We start from the raw sequence: 17,141 nt of genomic DNA, 5'->3' as shown, positions 1-17,141 counted from the left end.
GCACGCTCACCGTGCTCCCGCACCCCTCAGGCTTTCCCCCGCACCTCCCGCCGAACCTCGTGGCCCCCGGCCGCCAACCGCCGATGCTGATCAGCCCAGCGCCCCATCAGCCCAGTGCCCCATCGGCCCATCCAGCGGGCCCCGCCCCCGGTTCGGCCGTACGGTGAAGATCCCCCACCGAGCCGGCCGCACCATGGGTAAGGTAAGCAAAGCGTCAAAGACGCGACAAGATCGTTCATGGTGTGCCGGGAAGTCTGGTCGGCGAGTACTCCGTCCTGCCTGCTCGACCGGAGGTCCTCCCCGTGGCCGCGCCCCCCAACACCAACCACAAGTTCTTCGGCCGACTGTCCCTGCCCGAGCGGAACTTCGTGGCGGACGCGCTCCGCACCGAGACAGTGGGTGGCGTGCTCCTGCTGATCGCGGCGGTCACGGCACTGCTCTGGGCGAACACCCTGCCGCACAGCTATGAGACCGTCTCGCACTACCACTTCGGACCGGCCGCCCTCGGGCTCGATCTCTCCGTGGAGCACTGGGCGGCCGACGGACTGCTCGCCATCTTCTTCTTCGTCGCCGGCATCGAGCTGAAGCGCGAGCTCGTGGCCGGGGACCTTCGGGATCCGAAGGCCGCGGTCCTGCCCGTGGTCGCCGCTGTCTGCGGCATGGCCGTGCCCGCGATCGTCTACGTCCTGACCAACATCTCCGGCGGCGGCTCGCTCAAAGGATGGGCCGTCCCCACCGCCACCGACATCGCCTTCGCGCTCGCCGTGCTCGCCGTCATCGGGACGTCACTGCCGTCCGCCCTGCGCGCCTTCCTGCTCACCCTCGCCGTCGTCGACGACCTGTTCGCGATCCTGATCATCGCGTTCTTCTTCACCGACACCATCAACTTCGCGGCGCTCGCCGGAGCCTTCGTCGGCCTCGGCCTCTTCTGGCTGCTGCTGCGCAAGGGCGTGCACGGCTGGTACGTGTACGTGCCGCTCGCACTGGTCGTCTGGGGCCTGATGTACAACAGCGGCATCCACGCCACCATCGCCGGTGTCGCCATGGGCCTGATGGTGCGCTGCCATCCGCACGAGGGCGAGGAGCACTCCCCCGGCGAGCACATCGAGCACCTGGTGCGCCCGCTGTCGGCGGGACTCGCCGTGCCGCTGTTCGCCCTGTTCAGCGCCGGCGTCGTGGTCTCCGGCGGCGCGATCCACGACGTGTTCACCCGGCCCGAGACGCTCGGCGTGGTGCTCGGACTCGTCGTCGGCAAGGCGGTCGGCATCTTCGGCGGTACATGGCTGACGGCCCGGTTCACCCGGGCCTCGCTCAGCGACGACCTGGAATGGGCCGACGTCGCCGCCGTCGCCACCCTCGCCGGCATCGGCTTCACCGTCTCCCTGCTCATCGGCGAGCTCGCCTTCGAAGGCGATACGAGCCTCACCGACGAGACCAAGGCGGCCGTCCTGATCGGCTCGTTCATCGCCGCCGTACTCGCCACGGCGCTGCTGAAGATGCGCAACTCCAAGTACCGCTCGCTGTGCGAGGCCGAGGAGCGCGACGAGGACCACGACGGCATCCCCGACATCTACGAAGAGGACAAGCCGGCGTACCACCTGCGCATGGCCGCGATCTACGAGCGGAAGGCCGCGGAACACCGCAGGCTTGCCGAAGTGGCGGGTGGGGCAAGCGAGGGGGACGACGGTCCGGCATGATCTGACAGGACCGTACAAACACATGCAGAAGAGGGAGATCGCGATGAGCGCACCCGACGGGAGCCCGGTCGGTGCCGAACGCAGCATCGGCCAGTTGGTCGCCGCGGCGACGACCGAGATGTCCGCGCTGGTGCACGACGAGATCGCGCTGGCGAAGGCTCAGCTCAAGCAGGACGTCAAGCGCGGTGCGGTCAGCGGCGGGGCGTTCTCGGCGGCCGGCATGACCCTGATCTTCTCCCTGCCGATGCTCAGCTTCGCCCTCGCGTACGGCATCCGGACCTGGAGCGACTGGAATCTCGCGATCTGCTTCCTGCTGTCGTTCGCGGCGAACGTGCTGGTCGCGGCCGTGCTCGCGCTGATCGGCGTGATCTTCGCGAAGAAGGTCAAGAAGAGCCAGGGCCCGCAGAAGGTGGCCGCCTCCGTGAAGGAGACGGCGGGTGTCCTGCCGAACGCCAAGCCTCACCCCCGGCCCGAACCGGTCGAGGACGCCGTCAAGGCTGTGGCACGCTCATCCTCATGACGGACCCCGCCACATCTTCGGCGCAACCCACCTCGGTCGTACGGATCGACCTTCCCGGCGGCCGCAAAGTCACGCACCGGGACGTGGCCGCCAACGGCGCGCGCTTCCACATCGCCGAGCTCGGCGACGGGCCGCTCGTCCTGTTGCTGCACGGCTTCCCGCAGTTCTGGTGGACCTGGCGGCACCAGCTCGTCGCGCTCGCCGACGCCGGGTTCCGGGCCGTCGCCATGGACCTGCGGGGCGTCGGGGGCAGCGACCGCACCCCGCGCGGCTACGACCCCGCCAACCTCGCTCTCGACATCACCGGGGTCGTACGTTCCCTCGGCGAGCCCGACGCCGCTCTGGTCGGGCACGACCTCGGCGGTTACCTCGCGTGGACGGCGGCCGCCATGCGGCCCAAGCTCGTCCGCCGGCTCGCGGTGTCGTCCATGCCGCATCCGCGGCGCTGGCGCTCCGCGATGCTCTCCGACATCAGGCAGACGACGGCCGGCTCGTACATCTGGGGGTTCCAGCGCCCCTGGATCCCCGAACGCCAACTCCTCGCCGAGGACGCCGCCCTGGTGGGCCGTCTGGTGAGCGACTGGTCGGGCCCCCGGCAGCCGGACGAGGACACCCTGGAGACGTACCGGCGGGCCATGCGCATCCCGTCGACCGCGCACTGCTCCATCGAGCCGTACCGGTGGATGGTGCGGTCCATGGCCCGCCCGGACGGCATCCAGTTCAACCGGCGCATGAAGCCGCCGGTGCGGGTGCCGACCCTGCATCTGCACGGCTCACTCGATCCTGTGATGCGGACGCGCAGCGCGGCGGGCTCGGGAGAGTACGTCGAAGCGCCTTACCGCTGGCGGCTGTTCGACGGGCTCGGCCACTTCCCGCACGAAGAGGATCCGGTCGCTTTCTCCACCGAACTGATCAACTGGCTGAAGGATCCGGAACCCGATCGGTGACACCTCGGTCACCCCGGCGTGACCGCGCGAACGCGCCCGGTGTCGCGTCCGGAACGCGGACGGTGAACACCTGTCCCCCGAACGGCCAATTGCCTGGCGCATAGGCCAATTGAGGGGCCGGGGCGAGGTTATCGACCTTGGGGCAGGGGCAGACGTCGGGGTATGGGCTGGACGCACGACTACAGTGACGCAGCACGCAATCGCCGCTCGGCCTCGGGTCTGAGCTCTCGTCAGGGGGGCGACCCGCAAATGACGGGCACGGATCCGCGTGTGGGGATTCCGCATATTCTGCGGCGCCGGGCTCGCTGGGTATCCGTGCGGCTGCGCCATCCACGCGGCTGAATCCCGCCCACCGGTCAGAACGGGCAGCCATCGCCGCACACGCGGCCGGCTGAGGTCCCGCCCGCCGGTCAGAGCGCGCAGCTGTCGCTGTCCACCTGCTGGTTGGCCGTCCGCCCCTTGACGATGTCCTGCCGGATCTCGTCCGCGGTGAGCGCGTAACCGGTCTCGGCGTCGTCGAGCGACTTCGCGAAGACCACGCCGTACACCTTGCCGTCGGGTGTCAGCAGCGGTCCGCCGGAGTTGCCCTGACGGACCGTCGCGTAGAGCGAGTAGACGTCGCGGCGCACCGTCTTGCGGTGGTAGATGTCCGGGCCGGTGGCCGTGATGCGGCCTCGCACGCGCGCGGGCTGGACGTTGTACGAGCCGTTCTGCGGGAACCCGGCGACGATCGCGCTGTCGCCGCTGGCCGCGTCCTGGGTGCTGAACCGCAGCGCGGGCGCCTTCAGATTCGGTACGTCGAGTACGGCGATGTCGCGCTCCCAGTCGTACAGGACGACCGTGGCGTCGTACTTCTTGCCCTCGCCGCCTATCTGGACGGTGGGTTCGTCGACTCCGCCGACCACGTGCGCGTTGGTCATCACACGGCGGTCGCCGAAGACGAAACCGGTGCCTTCGAGGACTTTGCCGCAACTCTGGGCGGTGCCCATGACCTTGACGATGGAGTTCTGCGAGCGGGTGGCGACGGGGCCGGCAGCGAGCTGGGGGTCGGGCGGCCGGACCTCGGTGATGGGTTCGTTGGCGAACGGGCTGAAGACCTGCGGGAAGCCGTTCTGCGCGAGGACCGAGGAGAAGTCGGCGAACCAGGTGTTGGCCTGGGCGGGCAGCGCGCGGGAGACCCCGAGCAGCACCTTGGAGCTGCGGACCTCCTTGCCGAGCGTCGGCAGCGTCGTGCCGGCGAGGGCGGAGCCGATGAGCCAGGCGACGAGCAGCATCGCCACGACGTTCACCAGGGCGCCGCCGGTCGCGTCCAGGGCTCTGGCCGGGGACCAGGTGATGTGCCGCCGGAGCTTGTTGCCGAGGTGGGTGGTGAGGGCCTGGCCGACGGAGGCGCAGACGATCACGACGACCACGGCGACGACGGCGGCGGTCGTACTCACCTTGCTGTCGTCGGTCGTCCAGCTCCAGATGACCGGGAGCAGGTAGACGGCGACGAGACCACCGCCCAGGAAGCCGATCACCGACAGGATGCCGACGACGAAGCCCTGGCGATAGCCCACGATCGCGAACCACACGGCGGCGACCAGCAACAGGATGTCCAGCACATTCACGAAGGTCACCTTGTCACGCGCGCCAGTCGAGCGGGACCTGCTTCTCGCGGTCCCACGGACGCTCCCAGCCCGCGAAGTGCAGGATCTTGTCGATCACTCCGGCCGTAAAACCCCAGACCAGGGCCGATTCGACCAGAAATGCCGGGCCTCGGTGGCCGCTGGGGTGGACGGTGGTCGCGCGGTTGGCGGGATCCGTGAGATCCACCACGGGGACGGTGAAGACCCGAGCCGTCTCGCCCGGGTCGACGACGCCGACCGGCGTCGGGCGGCGCCACCAGCCGAGGACGGGGGCGACCACGAACCGGCTGACCGGGATGTACAGCTTGGGCAGTACGCCGAAGAGCTGGACGCCGCTCGGGTCGAGGCCGGTCTCCTCCTCGGCCTCGCGCAGGGCGGCGTTCAGCGGCCCGTCGGTCCTCGGGTCGCCGTCCTCGGGGTCGAGGGCGCCACCGGGGAAGGACGGCTGCCCGGCGTGCGATCTGAGAGTGCCCGCCCGTTCCATGAGCAGCAGTTCGGGGCCGCGCGGGCCCTCGCCGAAGAGGATGAGCACCGCGGACTGGCGGCCCGCGCCGTTCGCCGGCGGCAGGAAGCGGCTCAGCTGGAGCGGTTCCACGGTCTCCGCGACCTGCGCGACCGGGTCCAGCCAGCCGGGCAGACCGTCCTTGCTGAGCACCGGCCCACCCGCCGCGTCGCTCGTGTTCTGCGTGTTGCCTGCGTGCTTCATCGCCACCCCCGTTCTGCTGTTCCCAACGCCCGCCGGGACCGTGTTCGTTCCGTCATCCGGCGCCCAGCGGGGGTGCGGGCCTGCCGCCCGCGTCCAGATAGGCCTGCGGGGGGTTGAGCCGCTGCCCGGGGAAGCCGCCCTTCTCGTACTTCAGGAGCTTCTCCGCCTTCTCGGGGTCCGTCTCGCCCTCCCCGTACGCCGGACAGAGGGGGGCGATGGGGCAGGCGCCGCAGGCGGGCTTGCGGGCGTGGCAGATACGGCGGCCGTGGAAGATCACGTGGTGGGACAACATGGTCCACTCGTTCTTCGGGAAGAGCCCGCCGACGGCCGTCTCGATCTTGTCCGGGTCGGTCTCCGCGGTCCACTGCCAGCGCCGCACCAGCCGCTGGAAATGGGTGTCCACGGTGATCCCGGGCCGCCCGAAGGCGTTGCCGAGCACGACGAAGGCGGTCTTGCGGCCCACTCCGGGCAGTTTCACGAGGTCTTCGAGGCGGCCGGGCACCTCGCCCCCGAAGTCGTCCCTCAGGGCCCTGGAGAGCCCTATGACGGATTTGGTCTTGGCCCGGAAGAACCCGGTCGGACGCAGGATCTCCTCGACCTCCTCCGGGTTGGCCTCGGCGAGGTCCTCGGGGGTCGGGTACTTGGCGAAGAGCGCCGGCGTCGTCTGGTTCACCCGCAGGTCGGTGGTCTGGGCGGACAGGACCGTGGCGACGACGAGCTGGAAGGGGTTCTCGAAGTCCAGCTCCGGGTGGGCGTACGGGTACACCTCGGCGAGTTCGCGGTTGATCCGGCGGGCACGGCGGACGAGGGCGGTGTGCGACTCGTTCCGCGGCGGCACGGAGGCGGCGGTCGTCGTCTTCTTGGAGACGGCCGCGCCGGGCGACACCTTCTTGGACGCGGCTTTCACCGGAACGGCCTTCTTCGAGGCAGATTTCCCGGAGGCCGTCCTTCCGGAGGACGCCTCGGCCGGGGTCGCTTCGGCTGGCGTCGCCTTCTTGGCAGCCGTTCTCGCGGGTGTCACCTTCTTGGCGGTCCGAGGGGCCGCCTTCTTCGCGCTCTTCCCGCCGACGGTCGTCGATGCCGCCTTCGACGCCGCCCTCGGCACCGCCTTCACCGGCGCCGACTTTGCCGCTTTCGCCTGTTCTTCGGTTCCGTCGGAGGCCTGTTCGCCCACAGCGGAATCGCGACGTACACCCACCCGTCCAGCCCCCTTGGCCTGTGCTCTCACCGGCGATTTGGACACCCGGCCAGCCTAAAGCCCGGCACCGACATCCGCCCCGGACCCTGAAGATCGGCCCCCAATTGGCCCCCTGCCGCACTCGTCGGGACGCCAGTGCGGCAGACTTGTGACTGATCACACTGTTTGGACCGTCCGGCAAGATGGGGAACACGGTCCCCTGGTACCAAGGGGGAGCACGGTCCCCTGAGCAGGTCGACAAGGAGAGAACTCGTGGACGACGTTCTGCGGCGCGCCCCGCTCTTCGCGGCGCTCGATGACGAGCAGGCCGCGGAGCTCCGCGCCTCCATGAGTGAGGTGACCCTCGCGCGAGGCGACGCCCTCTTCCATGAAGGCGACCCCGGCGACCGCCTCTATGTGGTCACCGAGGGCAAGGTGAAGCTCCACCGCACCTCCCCCGACGGGCGCGAGAACATGCTCGCCGTCCTCGGCCCCGGGGAGCTGATCGGCGAACTGTCGCTGTTCGACCCGGGCCCGCGCACGGCGACCGCCACCGCGCTCACCGAGGTCAAGCTGCTCGGCCTCGGCCACGGCGACCTCCAGCCCTGGCTGAACGCCCGCCCCGAGGTGGCCGCCGCCCTGCTGCGCGCCGTCGCCCGGCGCCTGCGCAAGACCAACGACCAGATGTCCGACCTGGTCTTCTCCGACGTGCCCGGCCGTGTCGCGCGCGCCCTGCTCGACCTGTCGCGCCGCTTCGGTGTGCAGTCCGAAGAGGGCATCCACGTGGTGCACGACCTCACGCAGGAGGAGCTGGCCCAGCTGGTCGGCGCCTCCCGCGAGACCGTCAACAAGGCGCTCGCCGACTTCGCGGGCCGCGGCTGGCTCCGCCTGGAGGCCCGCGCGGTGATCCTCCTGGACGTCGAGAGGCTCGCCAAGCGCTCGCGCTGACTCCTTTGGCCGTACGACGACGGGGTCCCGCCTTCCACCGAGGCGGGACCCCGTCGTCGTCACCCGTAAATGACCTGCGCCGCGGCAGCCCTTCCCCGCACAGTGGGCGCATGGCCGCACAGGGGCACCGCAGAGGGCTCGACGCCCAGGGGTACATCGAGCGCGAGGGGTCGCTCGCGCTCGTCCCGTACGCCTTCAGGACCGTCGTCGCGGCGGCCCGCGACCGGGTCCAGGACATGTTCGGGGCACGGCTGGACAGCGCGTACCTCTACGGCTCGATCCCGCGCGGCACCGCGCGCGTGGGACGCTCCGATCTCGACCTGCTGCTGTCGCTGCGTGAGGAGCCGACCGACACCGACCGCGCCGCCGCCCGCGCGCTCGAAGCGGCGCTCGACAAGGAGTTCGCCGAGATCGATGGCGTGGGAACCCTGCTGTTCAGCCGGGCACGGCTGCTGAGCGACCTGGAGACCCACGACCTCGGCTGGTTCGTCGCCTGCCTCTGCACCCCTCTCCTGGGCGAGGACCTGGCCGGACACCTGCCGCGCTACCGCCCCGACACGCTGCTGGCCCGCGAGACGAACGGCGGCCTCGCCCTGCTCCTGCCGCGCTGGCGCGAGCGGATCGCCACGGCCGCGGACACCGACGACGCCAGGCGCCCGCTGGTCCGCTCGATGTCCCGGCATCTCGTGCGCACCGGCTTCACGCTCGTCATGCCGCGCTGGAACGGCTGGACCAGCGACCTCGGGGAGATGGCCGAGGCGTTCGGCGCGTACTACCCGGAGCGGGCAGCCGACCTGCGCGGCGCGGCCGTACGCGGGTACGAGCCGACCGGCGACTCCGCCGTGCTCCGCTCGTACTCGGACGACCTGGGGCCATGGCTTGCCGGGGAGTACGCGCGCGTGCACGGCGTCAAGGCGCCCCGCCCCTAAGGCCTCCTCCGGAACCCCGGAAAACGGCGCCACGGACACAGCCCCCTGGCCACGGACCCATGCCCCTAGATGAGGCCGTGCTCCCGCAGATAGTCCATCTGGGCCCGCACCGACAGCTCGGCCGCGGGCCACAACGACCGGTCCACGTCCACGTAGACGCGGGCGACGACCTCTTCGGGCGACCGGAGGCCGCTCTCGACGGCGGTCTCGACCTGGGCTAGCCGGTGGGCACGGTGGGCCAGATAGAACTCGACCGCGCCCTGCGCGTCGTCGAGGACCGGTCCGTGACCGGGCAGGACGGTGTGGACGCCGTCGTCGACCGTCAGCGAGCGGAGGCGGCGCAGGGAGTCGAGATAGTCGCCCAGACGCCCGTCCGGGTGGGCCACCACGGTCGTCCCGCGCCCCAGGACGGTGTCCCCGGTCAGCACGGCCCGATCGGCCGGGAGATGGAAGCACAGCGAGTCGGCGGTGTGCCCGGGAGTCGGCACGACACGCAGTTCGAGCCCGCCGAGGCTGATCACGTCTCCCGCGGCCAGCCCCTCGTCCCCGAGCCGCAGCGCGGGATCCAGGGCGCGGACGGCGGTCCCCGACAGCTCGGCGAAGCGCGACGCGCCCTCAGCGTGGTCGGGATGCCCGTGCGTGAGCAGGGTCAGCGCGACCCGCTTTCCCGCCTTCTCGGCCGTGTCCAGCACCGTGCGCAGATGGACGTCGTCCAGAGGGCCCGGGTCGATGACGACCGCGAGCTCGGAGTCGGGCTCGGACACGATCCACGTGTTCGTGCCGTCCAGGGTCATCGCGGAGGCGTTGGGGGCGAGGACGTTCACCGCGCGCGCGGTGGCGGGGCCGGAGAGGACCGTTCCTCGCGGCTGGCCGGGGAGCGCCGCTGCGTCGGTCATGCGGATGCTCCGCCGGTCGGGATGTGCTTGGTGAACTCGTCGTGTCCGGGCCAGGAGAGGACGATCTCGCCGCCCTCCAGGCGCGCCTCGGCCAGGACGGGGGTCAGATCCCGGGCGGCCGCGCCGGCGAGGGCGTCGGCTGAGCTCTCGTACTCCACGAGCCCGCGCAGGGTCGCGATGGTGGGCGGCATCATCAGCAGCTCGCCCTTGTCGTAGCCCGCCGCCGCGTCGGCGGGACGGATCCACACGGTGCGGTCGGCCTCCGTGGAGGCGTTCCGCGTGCGCTGGCCCTCCGGGAGGACGGCCACGAAGAACCACGTGTCGTAGCGGCGGGACTCGAACTCCGGAGTGATCCAGCGGGCCCAGGCCCCGAGCAGGTCCGAGCGGAGCACGAGCCCTCTGCGGTCGAGGAACTCCGCGAAGGACAGATCCCTGGCGACCAGAGCCGCCCGGTCCGCCTCCCAGTCGTCCCCCGTGGTGTCACCGACCACGCTGTCCGGGCTGGGGCCGGCGAGCAGGACGCCCGCCTCCTCGTACGTCTCCCGTACGGCCGCGCAGACGATGGCCTGCGCGGAGGTCTCGTCCACGCCGAGCCGCCGCGCCCACCACGCGCGCGTGGGACCCGCCCAGCGGATCTGCTGCTCGTCGTCGCGCGGGTCCACGCCGCCGCCCGGATACGCGTACGCGCCTCCGGCGAAGGCCATGGAGGCGCGTCGGCGCAGCATGTGGACCACGGGGCCGGCCTCGTCGTCCTTGACCAGCATCACCGTGGCGGCGCGCCGGGGCGTGACCGGCGTCAGCGTGCCCTCGGCGAGCGCCCGAATCCGCTCCGGCCACTCCGCCGGAAACCATTGCCCATTCCCCATGGCCGGAGGCTATCCCGAGCCGGGCGGATGTTCGAGGCCTCAGCGCCCGACAAGCCCTTTTCGCCCCCTCCGCCCCTGACCGACCCATACCCGGGGCTCCGCCCCGGACCCCACTCCTCAAACGTCGGAGGGGCTGAATTTCACGCACGTGAGGGACGGCACCCGAGCCACCACGCACCCGCAGCCGGGAGCGCACGGGAAGGGGCCGTGCCGGTACATCAGATGCCCGTCGCTCACGTCCGGATCGAGCAGCGGTTCCCTACGAAACCCACGTCTGATCCAGCGGCGACGGGCGGATGTACCGGCACGGCCCCGACCCACCCACCGGAGCGACACCGCACCCGGTGACACCCCGGAGGGCTACGCGTGCGTCAGCTCCACCTGGATCTCGACCTCGACCGGCGCGTCCAGCGGCAGCACGGCCACACCGACCGCGCTCCGCGCGTGCACACCCTTGTCGCCCAGAACCGCGCCCAGCAGCTCACTCGCGCCGTTCAGCACACCCGGCTGCCCGGTGAAGTCCGACGCCGAGGCCACGAAGCCCACGACCTTGACGACACGCGCGATGCGATCGAGGTCGCCCACGACCGACTTCACCGCCGCCAGGGCGTTCAGCGCGCACGTACGGGCGAGTTCCTTGGCCTCTTCGGCCGTGACCTCGGCCCCCACCTTCCCGGTGACCGGAAGCTTTCCGTCCACCATCGGAAGCTGCCCCGCGGTGTACACGTACACGCCCGACTGCACCGCGGGCTGATACGCGGCCAGCGGCGGAACGACGCCCGGAAGGCTCAGTCCGAGTTCGGCGAGCTTCGCCTCGACAGCCCCGCTCACGCGGACTTCTCGCGCTTCAGGTAGGCCACGAGCTGCTCGGGGTTGTTGGGGCCGGGCACCACCTGCACCAGCTCCCAGCCGTCCTCGCCCCAGGTGTCCAGAATCTGCTTCGTGGCGTGGACGAGCAGCGGCACGGTGGAGTATTCCCATTTGGTCATGTGGCCGACTGTAGCCGCTGGCGACCACCGGCTCCCGCCCTAGCCACCCGCCGCCCCGCCGCCGTCGGCACCACTTGTCCACAGCCTCCTGCTTACTCCGGCGCCGGACTGGTTAGGCTCGAATACGTGAGCAGGCTCCAGGTCGTCAGCGGCAAGGGCGGTACCGGCAAGACCACGGTGGCCGCGGCCCTCGCGCTCGCCCTCGCGACAGAGGGCAAGCGCGCCCTCCTCGTCGAGGTCGAGGGCAGACAGGGCATCGCGCAGCTCTTCGAAACAGAAGCGCTGCCCTACGAGGAGCGGAAGATCGCCGTCGCTCCGGGGGGCGGGGAGGTGTACGCCCTCGCCATCGACCCCGAACTGGCGCTGCTGGACTACCTCCAGATGTTCTACAAACTGGGCGGAGCCGGCCGGGCGCTCAAGAAGCTCGGCGCTATCGACTTCGCGACCACCATCGCGCCCGGATTGCGGGACGTCCTCCTGACCGGCAAAGCCTGCGAGGCGGTGCGGCGCAAGGAGAAGAGCGGCCGCTTCACGTACGACTACGTGGTGATGGACGCGCCGCCCACCGGCCGCATCACCCGCTTCCTGAACGTCAACGACGAGGTCGCCGGCCTCGCGAAGATCGGCCCGATACACAATCAGGCCCAGGCCGTCATGCGCGTCCTCAAGTCGCCGGAGACGGCGGTCCACTTGGTGACGCTGCTGGAGGAGATGCCCGTACAGGAGACCGCGGACGGGATCGCGGAGCTGCGCGCGGCGAAGCTTCCCGTGGGCCGGATCATCGTGAACATGGTGCGCCCGGCACTCCTCGACGGCGTCGACCTGGAGCTGGCGAAGGCGGCTCCCCGTTCGGCGATCGCCAAGTCGCTCTCCTCGGCCGGCCTCGGCGGCGCGCGTCGCGGCGGGCTCGCCGAACGGCTGGTGGACCCGCTGCTCCAGCAGGCCGACGAGTACGCGGAGCGGTACACGCTGGAGACCGAGCAGCGGAGCGTGCTGGCCGAACAGGGCCTGCCGTCGCACGAACTCCCGCTGCTCGCCGAGGGCCTGGATCTGGCGGGACTGTACGAACTGGCCGCACAGCTGCGTAAGCAAGGGATGTCATGAGTCTGGACCCCGCCCGCGTCCTCGATCTCGACCCGCTGCTCGACGACCCTGAGACCCGCATCATGGTGTGCTGCGGCTCGGGCGGCGTCGGCAAGACGACCACGGCGGCGGCTCTCGGGCTGCGGGCCGCGGAGCGCGGCCGCAAGGTGGTCGTGCTCACCATCGACCCCGCGCGCAGGCTGGCGCAGTCCATGGGAATCGACTCTCTGGACAACACTCCGCGCCGGGTGAAGGGCGTCGAGGGGAGCGGCGAGCTGCACGCCATGATGCTCGACATGAAGCGCACGTTCGACGAGATCGTCGAGGCGCACGCGGACGGCGACCGGGCGGCTGCCATCCTCGGCAACCCCTTCTACCAGTCGCTTTCGGCGGGCTTCGCGGGCACGCAGGAATACATGGCGATGGAGAAGCTGGGCCAGTTGCGGGCACGCGACGAGTGGGACCTGATCGTGGTCGACACGCCCCCGTCGCGCTCGGCACTGGACTTCCTGGACGCCCCGAAGCGGCTCGGTTCGTTCCTCGACGGGCGGCTGATCCGGCTGCTGACGGCTCCGGCGAAGCTGGGCGGCCGGGCGGGCATGAAGTTCCTGAACGTCGGGATGTCGATGATGACGGGCACCCTGGGCAAGCTGCTCGGGGGCCAACTCCTCAAGGACGTGCAGACGTTCGTCGCGGCCATGGACACCACCTTCGGCGGTTTCCGTACGCGGGCCGACGCCACGTACAAGCTGCTCCAGGCACCCGGCACCGCGTTCCTGGTGGTGGCGGCGCCCGAGCGGGACGCGCTGCGCGAGGCCGCGTACTTCGTGCAGCGGCTGGCCGCGGAGGAGATGCCGTTCGCCGGGCTGGTGCTCAACCGGGTGCACGGCAGCGGAGCCACCCAGCTGTCCGCCGAGCGGGCGCTCGCCGCCGCGGAAGATCTCGATTCCGCCAACGACTCCGCCAACGGCTCCGCCGACCCGGAGAACCCGGAATCCACCGGGGAGACCGCTGAGTCCGCCGCAGCGGAAAACCCGGAAACCTCCACCGCGGAAAATCTTGCCGAGGCCCGCATTGTGGATCAGGCGGACGGGAAAGCTGGACTTCGTAACGCTCCCGGCACGTACGGCAGTTCAGAATCACCGGCTTCCGGTGCATCAGCTCCCGACGAAGGCTCCCCCGCCATCACGGACAGAACGGCCGGCACGGACCACACCACCGCTACGGACCCCGAGCGATCCATCGACCAGCTCACCGCAGGCCTGCTGAGACTGCACGCCGAGCGCATGCAGCTGCTCTCCCGCGAGCAGCGCACGCGTGACCGCTTCGCCGCGCGCCACCCGGAGGTGCCGGTGGCCGAAGTGGCCGCGCTGCCCGGCGACGTGCACGATCTCGCGGGGCTGCGGGACATCGGGAACCGGCTCGCGGCCCACCGGCCGGAGCTCCCCGAAAGCTGAGCCGCGGCCCACCGGCCGGAGCTCCCCGAAAGCCGAGTACGGAGACCCCGCGGGGACGCTTCAGTCCCTGCCCGGTCCCCGCGACCACCGAGCGGGCCCGGGAAGGGCCCTGGCGGGCTTGAGGGGCCCGAGAGCGGCGTCCTGGCCGCGCCGGGCGGCTCCCCTCACCCCACGGCCGCGTAGCGCTCGTACACCTCTTCCTCGTCGAGGGGCAGCAGGCCCGCCCCGCGCTCGTACTCCGTACGCGCGGTCTCGAGCAGGCGACGCCACGAGGTGACGGTCGGCCGCCGGCGCAGCAATGCGCGGCGCTCACGCTCGGTCATGCCACCCCACACGCCGAATTCGACGCGGTTGTCGAGCGCGTCGGCGAGGCACTCCGTGCGAACCGGACATCCGGTGCACACTGCCTTGGCCCTGTTCTGCGCTGCTCCTTGAACGAACAGTTCATCTGGATCGGTAGTGCGGCAGGCCGCCTGCGCACTCCAGTCGGTTACCCAGCCCATACCGGCGCCGTCCTCTCCCGAATCGAGGCTCCCCCACGGCGGCAGCGGCATATTCACCGCCGCCAGTTGAGGACGTTACGGAAGGTGGGCACAGCGCAACACCCCCTTCGGGCCCAATCTTGAATGGCCCGAACGGACTATGCGTAAGCGGCAGATCACCCGGGGGAGTGAGCCGAGGACATGCGCGACCATCCCGGCAAACCAGGACAGTTGGGTCGAGTCACAACGGGCACCATGTGACACACAAGGTTGATTCGGACACGCGCTCCACAAGAACGCGGAACCTCCGGAACGATTCGGGGTCGCCGGACGTATTGATACGTGGCCGCACTGCTGTGACAGTTGAGAGCAGCTTAGGCCAAGGCATATACGCGTGTCCGGCGAATGAGAACGTAGGCTGCCCTCATGCCAAAGAAGCGCTCGGGCGGTGGTCTGTCCTCTACGCAGCAGGCCGCCAAGTTCCTCGGTGTCAGCGTGCTCGCGGGCGCCGTCATGGCCGGAATCGCGCTGCCCGCCGCGGGCGCGCTCGGCCTGGCGGCCAAGGGCTCGGTCCAGGGGTTCGACGACATTCCAGACAATCTGAAGAGTCCGTCGCTGAGTCAGCGGACCACGATCCTGGACAGCAAGGGCGGGCAGATCGCGACGGTCTACTCGCGCGACCGCACGGTGCTCGACCTCAAGAACATCTCGCCCTACATGCAGAAGGCGATCGTCGCGATCGAGGACTCGCGCTTCTACCAGCACGGCGCGATCGACCTGAAGGGCATCCTCCGCGCGGTCAACCAGAACGCGCAGAACGGCGGGGTGTCCCAGGGTGCCTCCACCCTGACCCAGCAGCTGGTGAAGAACTACTTCGTCGAGGAGGCCGGCGACGACCCGACGAAGGTCGCCCAGGCCACCCAGCAGACCATCGGCCGCAAGATCCGCGAGCTCAAGTACGCGATCCAGCTGGAAGAGAAGCTGGGCAAGAAGAAGATCCTCGAGAACTACCTGAACATCACGTTCTTCGGGGAGCAGGCGTACGGCGTCGAGGCCGCCTCCCAGCGTTACTTCTCCAAGCCCGCCAAGAAGCTGAACCTCCAGGAGTCCGCGCTGCTCGCGGGCATCGTCCAGTCGCCGAGCCGGTACGACCCGGTGAACGACGAGGAGGAGGCCCTCAAGCGCCGCAACACCGTGCTGCAGCGCATGGCCGAGGTGCACGACATCTCCCAGGAGCAGGCCGACGCCGCCAAGGCGACGAAGCTCGGGCTGCACGTCAGCCGGCCGAAGAACGGCTGCATCACGGCCGTCAAGGGCGCCGGCTTCTTCTGCAAGTACGTGGAGAAGGTCTTCCTGAGCGACCCGGTCTTCGGCAAGACCAGGGAGGATCGGGCGAAGGTCTGGAACCAGGGCGGCCTGACGATCCGTACGACGCTCGACCCGCAGTCCCAGGCGTCGATCCAGGCGTCGCTGAAGGACCACGTCTACAAGTCCGACAAGGTCGCGGCGGCGGCCACCCTGGTCGAGCCCGGCACCGGGAAGATCCTCGGGATGGGCCAGTCGAAGGCGTTCGGTACCGGAACGAACGAGACCGAGTACAACTACTCGGTCAACTACGACATGGGCGGCTCGAACTTCGGCTTCCCGACCGGCTCGACGTTCAAGCCGTTCGTGGCAGCGGCCGCGCTGGAGCAGGGCCGGCCGGCGACGCAGGAGTACTCCTCGCCGAACTCGATGCCCTACCCCAGCCCGGTGCAGACCTGCGGCAGCAAGCCGTGGACGAACCAGAGGAACGAGAAGGTCCCGAACGAGAGCGAGTCCGAGCAGGGCCCCTATCAGCTGAAGGAGGCGATGGCCAAATCGGTCAACACCTACTTCGTGCAGATGATCTCCGACATCGGCCTGTGCCCGGTCATGAACCAGATCGGCAAGCTCGGCGTGGTCCAGGGCAACGGCGACAAGCTCCCCCAGGTGCCCTCCATCGCCCTGGGCGCCAGGGGCATCTCACCGCTCACCATGGCCACGGCCTACGCCGCCTTCGCCTCCCGCGGCATGTACTGCACCCCGGTCGCCATCGAGTCGATCAGCCAGCAGATCGGCGGCCGTGAGAAGTCCCTGGACGTGCCCAAGTCGACCTGCTCGCGGGCCATGTCCGAGACGACCGCGGACACCGTCAACAGCCTGCTGAGCGGCGTGATCGACTCCGGTACGGGCCAGCAGGCCGGTCTCACCGACCGCGCCAACGCCGGCAAGACCGGTACCACCGACGAGCGCAAGAACGCCTGGTTCGTCGGCTACACGCCGAACCTGTCCGGCGCCGTCTGGGTCGGCAGCGCCACCCAGCAGGTCCAGATGAGGAACATCAAGATCGGCGGCGTCTGGCACGACAAGGTGTACGGCGGTCAGGTCCCCGGCCCGATCTGGCGGGACCTGATGACGGGCGCTCTCACGGGCAAGGACGCCCCGTCCTTCAACCTGGTCAACATTCCCGACCCGGACAGGGACAAGGACAAGGACAAGGGCCAGGACGACGACAACCGCGGCCGCGGCCGGCACGGCGGCAACGGAAACGGCAGCACCACCGACGGCAGCACCATCAGCGGCCAGAGCGACGGCGGAGTGGTGTTCCCGACTCCTTCCTTCTCCCTCCCCGACGGGTTCATCCAGGGCAACACGAACAGCGGCAACGGAGGCGACGGCGGCCAACGCTGACCCGTACGCCGGGAGCAGACGCGCGAACGCCCCGTGGGCCAGGATCGATTCCTGGCCCACGGGGCGTTCGGCGTCAAGGGCTTCTCGGGTGTCGCGCGGCGGGC

At 70.1% G+C, this 17,141-nt stretch carries 17 protein-coding genes; 9 read left to right on the top strand and 8 right to left on the bottom strand.

Annotated elements, in window-relative coordinates; genetic code table 11:
* Positions 1–302: 302 nt before the first annotated feature.
* The 4 genes from nhaA (at position 303) to OG410_RS22970 (ending at position 3,506) form a co-directional block, all read left to right on the top strand.
* The gene (gene nhaA / locus OG410_RS22985; protein WP_329300930.1) at positions 303–1,697 is read left to right on the top strand and encodes a Na+/H+ antiporter NhaA; all 1,395 of its coding nucleotides are present in this window, start codon (positions 303–305) and stop codon (positions 1,695–1,697) included.
* Positions 1,698–1,740: 43 nt separating this feature from the next.
* Complete coding sequence (locus tag OG410_RS22980) at positions 1,741–2,217, top strand: phage holin family protein (protein WP_326786482.1); 477 nt, start codon at positions 1,741–1,743, stop codon at positions 2,215–2,217.
* Entirely contained in the window at positions 2,214–3,164 is a 951-nt protein-coding gene (locus tag OG410_RS22975; RefSeq protein WP_329300929.1) for an alpha/beta fold hydrolase, read from the top strand. The genes OG410_RS22980 and OG410_RS22975 overlap by 4 nt, the downstream gene beginning before the upstream one ends.
* 162 nt (positions 3,165–3,326) lie before the next feature.
* On the top strand, positions 3,327–3,506 hold the full coding sequence (locus OG410_RS22970; protein WP_328670610.1) for a hypothetical protein: 180 nt from the start codon (positions 3,327–3,329) through the stop codon (positions 3,504–3,506).
* A 68-nt stretch (positions 3,507–3,574) separates the two neighbouring features.
* Here the strand turns inward: OG410_RS22970 and OG410_RS22965 are convergent, their stop codons facing one another.
* Genes OG410_RS22965 through nth form a run of 3 tightly spaced genes read right to left on the bottom strand, consistent with a single transcriptional unit; the run spans position 3,575 to position 6,612 of the window.
* A complete protein-coding gene (locus OG410_RS22965; RefSeq protein WP_329300928.1) occupies positions 3,575–4,774 on the bottom strand; it encodes a MarP family serine protease in 1,200 nt (399 codons plus the stop codon).
* 13 nt (positions 4,775–4,787) lie between these two features.
* On the bottom strand, positions 4,788–5,498 hold the full coding sequence (locus tag OG410_RS22960) for an NUDIX hydrolase (protein ID WP_329300927.1): 711 nt from the start codon (positions 5,496–5,498) through the stop codon (positions 4,788–4,790).
* Between the two features lie 52 nt (positions 5,499–5,550).
* Entirely contained in the window at positions 5,551–6,612 is a 1,062-nt protein-coding gene (gene nth / locus OG410_RS22955) for an endonuclease III (protein ID WP_329300926.1), read from the bottom strand.
* 336 nt (positions 6,613–6,948) lie between these two features.
* Between nth and OG410_RS22950 the strand changes: the two genes are divergently transcribed.
* Together OG410_RS22950 and OG410_RS22945 are read left to right on the top strand one after the other, a co-directional pair.
* On the top strand, positions 6,949–7,623 hold the full coding sequence (locus OG410_RS22950) for a Crp/Fnr family transcriptional regulator (protein ID WP_006382668.1): 675 nt from the start codon (positions 6,949–6,951) through the stop codon (positions 7,621–7,623).
* Positions 7,624–7,733: 110 nt separating this feature from the next.
* Complete coding sequence (locus OG410_RS22945) at positions 7,734–8,552, top strand: nucleotidyltransferase domain-containing protein (protein WP_329300925.1); 819 nt, start codon at positions 7,734–7,736, stop codon at positions 8,550–8,552.
* 65 nt (positions 8,553–8,617) lie between these two features.
* Here the strand turns inward: OG410_RS22945 and OG410_RS22940 are convergent, their stop codons facing one another.
* From OG410_RS22940 to OG410_RS22925, 4 genes are all read right to left on the bottom strand, one after another.
* Complete coding sequence (locus OG410_RS22940) at positions 8,618–9,448, bottom strand: MBL fold metallo-hydrolase (protein ID WP_329300924.1); 831 nt, start codon at positions 9,446–9,448, stop codon at positions 8,618–8,620.
* Complete coding sequence (locus tag OG410_RS22935) at positions 9,445–10,314, bottom strand: NUDIX hydrolase (protein ID WP_329300923.1); 870 nt, start codon at positions 10,312–10,314, stop codon at positions 9,445–9,447. Before OG410_RS22935 ends, OG410_RS22940 begins: the two co-directional genes overlap by 4 nt.
* A 360-nt stretch (positions 10,315–10,674) precedes the next feature.
* Positions 10,675–11,145 (bottom strand): RidA family protein, encoded by a 471-nt coding sequence (locus tag OG410_RS22930; RefSeq protein ID WP_326786491.1) that lies wholly within the window; start codon positions 11,143–11,145, stop codon positions 10,675–10,677.
* A complete protein-coding gene (locus tag OG410_RS22925) occupies positions 11,142–11,303 on the bottom strand; it encodes a DUF4177 domain-containing protein (RefSeq protein WP_261704751.1) in 162 nt (53 codons plus the stop codon). Before OG410_RS22925 ends, OG410_RS22930 begins: the two co-directional genes overlap by 4 nt.
* A 126-nt stretch (positions 11,304–11,429) precedes the next feature.
* Here OG410_RS22925 and OG410_RS22920 point away from each other — a divergent pair, with 126 nt between their 5' ends.
* Positions 11,430–12,407 carry an ArsA family ATPase gene (locus tag OG410_RS22920; protein WP_329300922.1) on the top strand — a complete coding sequence of 326 codons (978 nt, stop codon included), beginning with the start codon at positions 11,430–11,432 and terminating at the stop codon, positions 12,405–12,407.
* Positions 12,404–13,843 carry an ArsA family ATPase gene (locus tag OG410_RS22915; RefSeq protein WP_329300921.1) on the top strand — a complete coding sequence of 480 codons (1,440 nt, stop codon included), beginning with the start codon at positions 12,404–12,406 and terminating at the stop codon, positions 13,841–13,843. Before OG410_RS22920 ends, OG410_RS22915 begins: the two co-directional genes overlap by 4 nt.
* 164 nt (positions 13,844–14,007) lie before the next feature.
* Here OG410_RS22915 and wblA read toward each other — a convergent pair whose 3' ends face one another.
* Positions 14,008–14,346 carry a transcriptional regulator WblA gene (gene wblA / locus OG410_RS22910; protein WP_028799159.1) on the bottom strand — a complete coding sequence of 113 codons (339 nt, stop codon included), beginning with the start codon at positions 14,344–14,346 and terminating at the stop codon, positions 14,008–14,010.
* A gap of 405 nt (positions 14,347–14,751) precedes the next feature.
* Between wblA and OG410_RS22905 the strand changes: the two genes are divergently transcribed.
* Positions 14,752–17,037 carry a transglycosylase domain-containing protein gene (locus tag OG410_RS22905; RefSeq protein WP_329300920.1) on the top strand — a complete coding sequence of 762 codons (2,286 nt, stop codon included), beginning with the start codon at positions 14,752–14,754 and terminating at the stop codon, positions 17,035–17,037.
* The last annotated feature ends 104 nt before the right edge of the window (positions 17,038–17,141 follow it).

Source organism: Streptomyces sp. NBC_00659, assembly GCF_036226925.1.
Classification (GTDB): domain Bacteria; phylum Actinomycetota; class Actinomycetes; order Streptomycetales; family Streptomycetaceae; genus Streptomyces.
Note: the sequence above shows the minus strand (reverse complement) of the source record. Positions and strands in the feature narration are given on the sequence as shown.

Bases quoted from the DNA above. Each gene is read 5' to 3' on its own strand.
- OG410_RS22970 (WP_328670610.1), top strand. From the start codon at position 3,327: ATGGGCTGGACGCACGACTACAGTGACGCAGCACGCAATCGCCGCTCG.
- OG410_RS22940 (WP_329300924.1), bottom strand. From the start codon at position 9,448: ATGACCGACGCAGCGGCGCTCCCCGGCCAGCCGCGAGGAACGGTCCTC.
- OG410_RS22975 (WP_329300929.1), top strand. From the start codon at position 2,214: ATGACGGACCCCGCCACATCTTCGGCGCAACCCACCTCGGTCGTACGG.
- OG410_RS22925 (WP_261704751.1), bottom strand. From the start codon at position 11,303: ATGACCAAATGGGAATACTCCACCGTGCCGCTGCTCGTCCACGCCACG.
- OG410_RS22980 (WP_326786482.1), top strand. From the start codon at position 1,741: ATGAGCGCACCCGACGGGAGCCCGGTCGGTGCCGAACGCAGCATCGGC.
- OG410_RS22915 (WP_329300921.1), top strand. From the start codon at position 12,404: ATGAGTCTGGACCCCGCCCGCGTCCTCGATCTCGACCCGCTGCTCGAC.
- OG410_RS22960 (WP_329300927.1), bottom strand. From the start codon at position 5,498: ATGAAGCACGCAGGCAACACGCAGAACACGAGCGACGCGGCGGGTGGG.
- OG410_RS22905 (WP_329300920.1), top strand. From the start codon at position 14,752: ATGCCAAAGAAGCGCTCGGGCGGTGGTCTGTCCTCTACGCAGCAGGCC.
- OG410_RS22945 (WP_329300925.1), top strand. From the start codon at position 7,734: ATGGCCGCACAGGGGCACCGCAGAGGGCTCGACGCCCAGGGGTACATC.
- OG410_RS22935 (WP_329300923.1), bottom strand. From the start codon at position 10,314: ATGGGGAATGGGCAATGGTTTCCGGCGGAGTGGCCGGAGCGGATTCGG.
- wblA (WP_028799159.1), bottom strand. From the start codon at position 14,346: ATGGGCTGGGTAACCGACTGGAGTGCGCAGGCGGCCTGCCGCACTACC.